Origin of the sequence: Chryseobacterium sp. BGARF1, from assembly GCF_001677955.1 — a bacterium.
Classification (GTDB): domain Bacteria; phylum Bacteroidota; class Bacteroidia; order Flavobacteriales; family Weeksellaceae; genus Chryseobacterium.
On record NZ_LELA01000051.1, the window covers coordinates 1 to 6,027 of the forward strand.

Genomic DNA, 6,027 nt, shown 5'->3' on the forward strand with positions numbered 1-6,027 from the left:
CAGCCGTAAAACTAAATATATCCATCTAACTTATTATATAACAAACAAATATACGAAATTATGGATGATTACGGATATACATATAATTTTTAATGGTTCAAATGTAAATAAAAAATGAAAATCTTTGATTTTCTACAGATGTGTTCTAAAATATTTTCAAAATATTAAAACTAACACTAATGTGACCTAAATGTGAAAAAAATTACGCAATCTCAATCAAACTTCCACGTTCCTCATCTTTCGTAATATTCAATGAAACAGGAATTTTTTCTTTCAGTTCTTCCACATGAGAAATAATGCCTACAATTCGATTCTCTTTCTGAAGATTCATCAGTGTTTCAAAAACGATATTTACAGATTCTGCATCCTGAGTTCCGAAACCTTCATCGATGAAAAAGAAATTCTTATCAGCTTTTGCATTGCTCTGAACACTTTCTGCCAAAGCCAACGCTAAACTCAGCGAAACCTGAAAAGCCTGTCCTCCGGAAAGCGTTTTCACACTTCGGCTTCGACCTTCATTTAAATAATCGATGATTTCAAAATCATGATTTTCGTTCAGTTGCAAACTCAGTTGGTTTCTTGTCATTCGATGAAAACGAACATTCGCATGGTCGCATAATTGACGAAGATAAATAGATGAAATATACTGCACAAAACCAGCTCCTTTAAAGAGATTGGTCATGATTTTTAGATTTTCACCACGTTTTTGAAGATGTGCTAAGTCTTTTAAAAGATTTTCTTTTTTCTTGAATTCTTTTTCCAGTCTTTCAATTTCAGTGGCAATTTTTACGACAGAATCATTGGCGATTTTTAAATCATTTTCAAAGCTTTTAAACTGATTTTCAAGGGTTGAAAATTCTTCTTCATTAAAAGTGAAGTCTTTCAGTCTGGCTTCAAGTTCAAGTATGCTGTTTTTTAAAATTTCAAAAGCAATTCTGAACTGCTGAATTTTAGCTCTTGTTTCCTGTACATTGATTTCCTGAACAAGAATTTCTTGGATTTCATTTAAAGAATTAAATTTCTGTTCAAATAAGGCTTTTTCAATCAGGTTTTTATTGTCTGAAATTTCTTTTTCTAATTCAGAGATTCGTTTTTCAAGCTGATTAACAATTGTTTTTTGTTCGGCCAATTTTGGTGAAATTTCTTCTTTTTCCTTATTTAATTTTTGATAATTTTCTTCAGTTTCACGATTCGATTGTGATAATTTATTGTAGATGTCTTCAGTTTCAGCAATTGGTTTTTTCTCGTAATCAACCCACTTTAAAACCTTTAAATTGGCTTCGTTGGTTTTAATTTGCTCTTCTTTTTTTGCTTCATCAAGTTTGAATTTTTCGAGTGCTTTATTATAACTGTCAAAATTTTCTCTTTCTTTATCAAGACTTTTTTGTTCTAAACTTATTTGCTGATTCAATTCATCAATCTGTTTTTCAATGGAGAAAGATTGCTGTCGTTTTTCTTCAAAACCGGTTTGGTTTTCGGCATTGAATTCTTTCCAATTGAAGTTTTTAAGATGCTCATCAATCTGATTCTGAATTTGCTTCATGCTTTCTTCTTCAGCTCTTAACTGTTCTTCAAAAATCTTTTTTCGGTCAAGAATTTTTTCTATTGATAAAGCTAGTTTTTGAATTTTATCTTTCTGACTTTCAAGCTGCTCGATTTGTTTTTGAATTTCGTCTAATTCTAAATTAACATCATCAAATTCTACAATGTTCGGATGTTCCAAAGCACCACAAAGCGGGCAAGATTCTCCGTCGTGCAATTCGTTGGCAAAGTGAGCCAGTTTCTGCTGTACTTCCAAATGATTTCTTTTTTCGGAAAGTATTTTCTTTTGACTGTCTAAAGTTTCAATCTGCGTTTTAAAATCAATTTTAAAGGTTTCAATATTAATTTTAAAAGGTTTCAATTCTTCCGAACTATTTTCAATTTCGATTTTCTTTGAACTAATTTTTTGAATCTGGCTTTGTAAATTTTCATCTAATTTTTTCTTTTCAGAAAACCAGTTTCCAACATTTAATAACAAAGCTGAATCTAATTTTTTCGGCTTTAAAATATCGATACTTTTAGATAAATCCTCAATTTTTTGTTGAATTATTTTTTGATTTGCTTCAACTTCTTTTACTTTTTTTGTGCCATTTTCGGTTCGTTCTTTTAGAGTTTCTATTTCACCCGAAAATTTCTGCATTTGTAAAATCAGGACTAAATCATTTTCCTGAATTTTAGATTGATTTAAAGATTCATATTGAGGCTGAATTGCCAAAAGTTTATTCTTAATATTTTCAAATCGAATTTCGGTTTCCTGTAAAATTGTAAACTGATGTTCTTTATTTTTTTGCTGTTCAGAAATTTCTTTTGTGAGCTTATTTTTTTCAGAAATCAGAGGAGTGAAAATTCTGAAAATTTTATCGAATAATTCTGTTTTGGCTTCCAGAATATCAATTTCAACTTTCTCTTGAGTTTGTTTCTCAAGTTGATTTTTTTTATGGATGAAAATCTCAAAATCATCTTTCAAGCCTTTCAGCTTTAGATATTTTTCTTCCGTTTTTTTGAAAATTTCCTGCCTCTCATCCAATTTCTGCTGTTCAAGTTTTAAATATTCTTTTTGAGCTGAAATCTGCTCTTCATTTACTTCTTCAAAGCCTCTTAACTGACCTTCTAACTGGTCGAGTTCAGATTTGTTTTTAGCATTTAAAATTGAAACATTATTTTGCAAATCAAAACGCTGAAGGCTAAAAATCTCCTTCATCATATTGGTTCTGTCTGTCGCCCCTAATTCCAGAAATTCTTTAAACTGACCTTGTGGAATGATAATAGTTCGCTTAAAATTGGCATAGCTTAAACCAATAATTTTTTCAGCATTAGAATGTTCTAATGGAATCCAGTTTTCATTTTTCCACTCATAGAAAGTGACGGTCGGCGTTTTTACATCTTCAAAATTTTTAGAATTACGTTTGAATTCTCTTGTCGCGCGGAATTTTTTGTTTTCAAAATTGATGAAATCAAATTCTATATACGATTTATTCGATTTCAGGTTCATCATATTGTAGGCACGTTTGTCTCTGGAGTTGAGACGTTCCGTTTCACCGTACAACGCAAACGAAATGGCTTCCAAAATAGAAGATTTTCCGGAACCAACCGAACCGAAAATTCCGAAAAGACCAGCTTCCGTAAGATTTTCAAAATCGATTTTCTGACGTTCCTGATAAGAATAAAGACCTTCTAAAGTCAGTTGAATTGGAATCATAATAATAAATTAAGAACTTAAAAGAGTTGTAATTTGAACCATTAAGGACATTTAAGAAGTTGAGAATAATTAAGTCTTTGCAAGCAAAGTAAAGATTTGTGTCTTAAGAAATTTATTTCTCTTAAAAAACTTAACTTCTTAAATCCATCTCAATGGTTCAATAAATATATTATTTATCAGAACTAACAATTTCGTTAAACAAATTAAGGAGCTCTTCGTTGGCTTCCTGACCGCCATTTTTAGATTTAAAATAATCATTGAATAAAGTTTTAATATCTTGATTCAGATTGATTTCACTCAATTGGTTTTCATTAAAATTCTGATTTTTAACTTTAGGTATAAGATGTACAATTCCGCCGTGAGATTGATAGATAAGTTTTCGTTCTTCTGCTTTTAAAAAAGTTTCACTTTCTAAGGTCAATTCAACTAAAGTATTTGGATTTTCTTTCAGCCATTCAATTGTACTTTCAATGGAATCAAAAGTTTTTCTGACGAGTTTTTTACCATTTTGTAAAGCTATTTTCTCAAATGAAACATTTTTATTGGGTTCAGCTTCGATAATTGAAACATATTTCGTTTGTCCGGCTTCACTAAAACTGTAACACAAAGGCGAAGAAGAATAAACAACAGGTTTTTCATCAGTTCCGATATTTTGAAAAGCGTGCAAATGTCCTAAAGCCGTATATTGAATCTGCGGAGGAATAATATCTGAGAAAATCAAATCTGCATTACCAATTTTAATGGGTTTTTCGCCTTCCGGTTCTTCCAAAATCGGAGCGTCTTTTTTGTTCATATATAAATGAGCCATTAAAAGATTAACGCCATTTTGGTCACAAAATTCATCAGCTGTTTTTTTCCAGTTTTCGGATAAAACTCTGCTAAGTTCTTCTTCTTTATTTTCTCCAAAATATTCTTTTAAACGAACCTCATTTGCATAAGGAGTATGCAAAATTCTGACAGGAAAATGTTGATTTTTAAATTCCAATTCAATAAAACCTTCCGCTGATTTTGAAATTTTAAAATAATCAAGTTCAAAAGGATTGATTGTGGCTTTTGGATGCCCGATTAAAATAATTCCGCATTCTCGAGCTAAAGGGTCAGGTGCATCAATCAAACTTGGCGAATCGTGATTTCCGGAAATGGCGATCACAGGGCGTTTTCCGTTTAAAGATAAACGTTTTAAAGTTTTATAAAAAAGTTCCGTCGCTTCAACACTCGGATTGAAATTATCAAACAAATCTCCGGCAATTAACACCAAATCAACATTTTGTTCATCGGCAATTTCAACGATTTCGTTCATCACCAAAACCTGTTCTTCTAATCTAGAAAAACGGTCGAGACGTTTACCCAAATGCCAATCGGCGGTGTGAAGGATTTTCATAAATTAATCTTCGTTTTCTTGTTTTGCAGCTTCTTTTTCGAGGGTATTTTGGCGCATTTCCTTTAAACGGTTTTTCCTTTTTAGTTCAGCTTCCTGAATTTTCCGTTTTTTATTGGCAATCTTTTTATTGTGAATTTTTTTATTCGCTTCTGTATTTCTACTCATCTCAGGTTTATCTATACATTTTATGATAGTGCTAAATTAATCTATTCTTTAGAGAAAACTTTTATTCTGATTTGACTTTAGACATTCAGCTTTACTTTTTTGAAGGATATAAATTTCATAATTAAATTTAAGTCATACAATATCAATTTATTTATGGTTTTACTTAATTCGAAAAAAAAGGATTTGAGAGTAGAGAAATTTTCCATTGATTTAAAACAACCCTGTTTGTTACTTCCGGAGTTTGACTTTGGTTTAAAACAATCTTGTTTGTAATAAAATGCAACTGCGATTGATTTGTTTTACTGTTGTTTGTAACAAAATGCAAAATACTTTTGTTCAAAACAGCCTTTTTTGTAATAAAATGCAAATGCAAATGCAATTGATTAGTTTCAATGCTGTTTGTGACCAAATGCGATTTACATTAAGGTAAAACAGTCTTGTTTATCTTTAAATACAATTTTATCTTTATTTTTACATCATGGAACAAAAATCAAAAGACCCTTTACACGGAAAAAGACTTGATGCCATTCTTGAAGAGTTGGTAGAATATTATCAGGGCTTTGAAGAGCTTGGGAAACAAATCAATATCAAATGTTTTACCGATAATCCTAGCATCAATTCATCCTTGAAATTTTTGAGAAAAACAGATTGGGCGAGAACGAAAGTTGAAAGTCTGTATTTGTATGTTTTAAGACAGAAAAAGAAAGCAGAAAGAAATAAGGAAGATTGATTTTTTATAAGATTAATCTGGCTAGTTTTAAAATTGAAAAATTCTGGGACTTAAATTTTATTTAAACGTAAAGTTTTATTTTGCAAGCTGCCTTATTTAAGAAGTAAAGAATTGCGACAAGTCGCAAATGAAGTGTCCATATAATCTGCGCTTCTGAAAATCAACTTGTTGGTTCATCTTTGTTCCTTAAATTTGGAGTAATAATGAATAAATCTCTGCTTTAAAAAAATTGTAATTGCTTACTATTTATCTTAAACTTTTATTGCTCAAAAATGTAAGTCGGTGCATTGAAAATTATAAGAACCTGTTTAAAAATTAAGTTTATTTTTAACATTAAGGAATTAAGTCCTTTAAGCTAAAAGGTCTTAATAAAAATCAATTCATTGATTTCTTATTTGCATTTAGATTAAATAACTAAAATTCTTAGAGGCTGTTTAAATTTTATTGAGTAATAATTTTATGGCAGATAATTTGACCATGTTTTCAGAACTTTCCATTAGAAGTTCATAA

Annotated in this window: 4 protein-coding genes; 1 reads left to right on the forward strand and 3 read right to left on the reverse strand. The window is 30.3% G+C overall.

Features of this window, described 5'->3' with window-relative positions; translation table 11 throughout:
* Positions 1-202 precede the first annotated feature (202 nt).
* The 3 genes from AB671_RS10030 to AB671_RS22475 all read right to left on the reverse strand — a co-directional run bounded on the left by AB671_RS10030 (position 203) and on the right by AB671_RS22475 (position 4,787).
* Positions 203-3,241 (reverse strand): AAA family ATPase, encoded by a 3,039-nt coding sequence (locus tag AB671_RS10030; RefSeq protein ID WP_066681289.1) that lies wholly within the window; start codon positions 3,239-3,241, stop codon positions 203-205.
* Between the two features lie 169 nt (positions 3,242-3,410).
* The gene (locus tag AB671_RS10035; RefSeq protein WP_066681291.1) at positions 3,411-4,622 is read right to left on the reverse strand and encodes an exonuclease SbcCD subunit D; all 1,212 of its coding nucleotides are present in this window, start codon (positions 4,620-4,622) and stop codon (positions 3,411-3,413) included.
* Positions 4,623-4,625: 3 nt separating this feature from the next.
* Positions 4,626-4,787, reverse strand: coding sequence for a hypothetical protein (locus tag AB671_RS22475; RefSeq protein WP_175620787.1), 162 nt, complete (start codon positions 4,785-4,787; stop codon positions 4,626-4,628).
* A gap of 478 nt (positions 4,788-5,265) precedes the next feature.
* Between AB671_RS22475 and AB671_RS10045 the strand changes: the two genes are divergently transcribed.
* On the forward strand, positions 5,266-5,517 hold the full coding sequence (locus AB671_RS10045) for a VF530 family DNA-binding protein (protein ID WP_066681295.1): 252 nt from the start codon (positions 5,266-5,268) through the stop codon (positions 5,515-5,517).
* Positions 5,518-6,027 lie beyond the last annotated feature (510 nt).

Bases quoted from the DNA above. Each gene is read 5' to 3' on its own strand.
- AB671_RS10045 (WP_066681295.1), top strand. From the start codon at position 5,266: ATGGAACAAAAATCAAAAGACCCTTTACACGGAAAAAGACTTGATGCC.
- AB671_RS10030 (WP_066681289.1), bottom strand. From the start codon at position 3,241: ATGATTCCAATTCAACTGACTTTAGAAGGTCTTTATTCTTATCAGGAA.
- AB671_RS22475 (WP_175620787.1), bottom strand. From the start codon at position 4,787: ATGAGTAGAAATACAGAAGCGAATAAAAAAATTCACAATAAAAAGATT.
- AB671_RS10035 (WP_066681291.1), bottom strand. From the start codon at position 4,622: ATGAAAATCCTTCACACCGCCGATTGGCATTTGGGTAAACGTCTCGAC.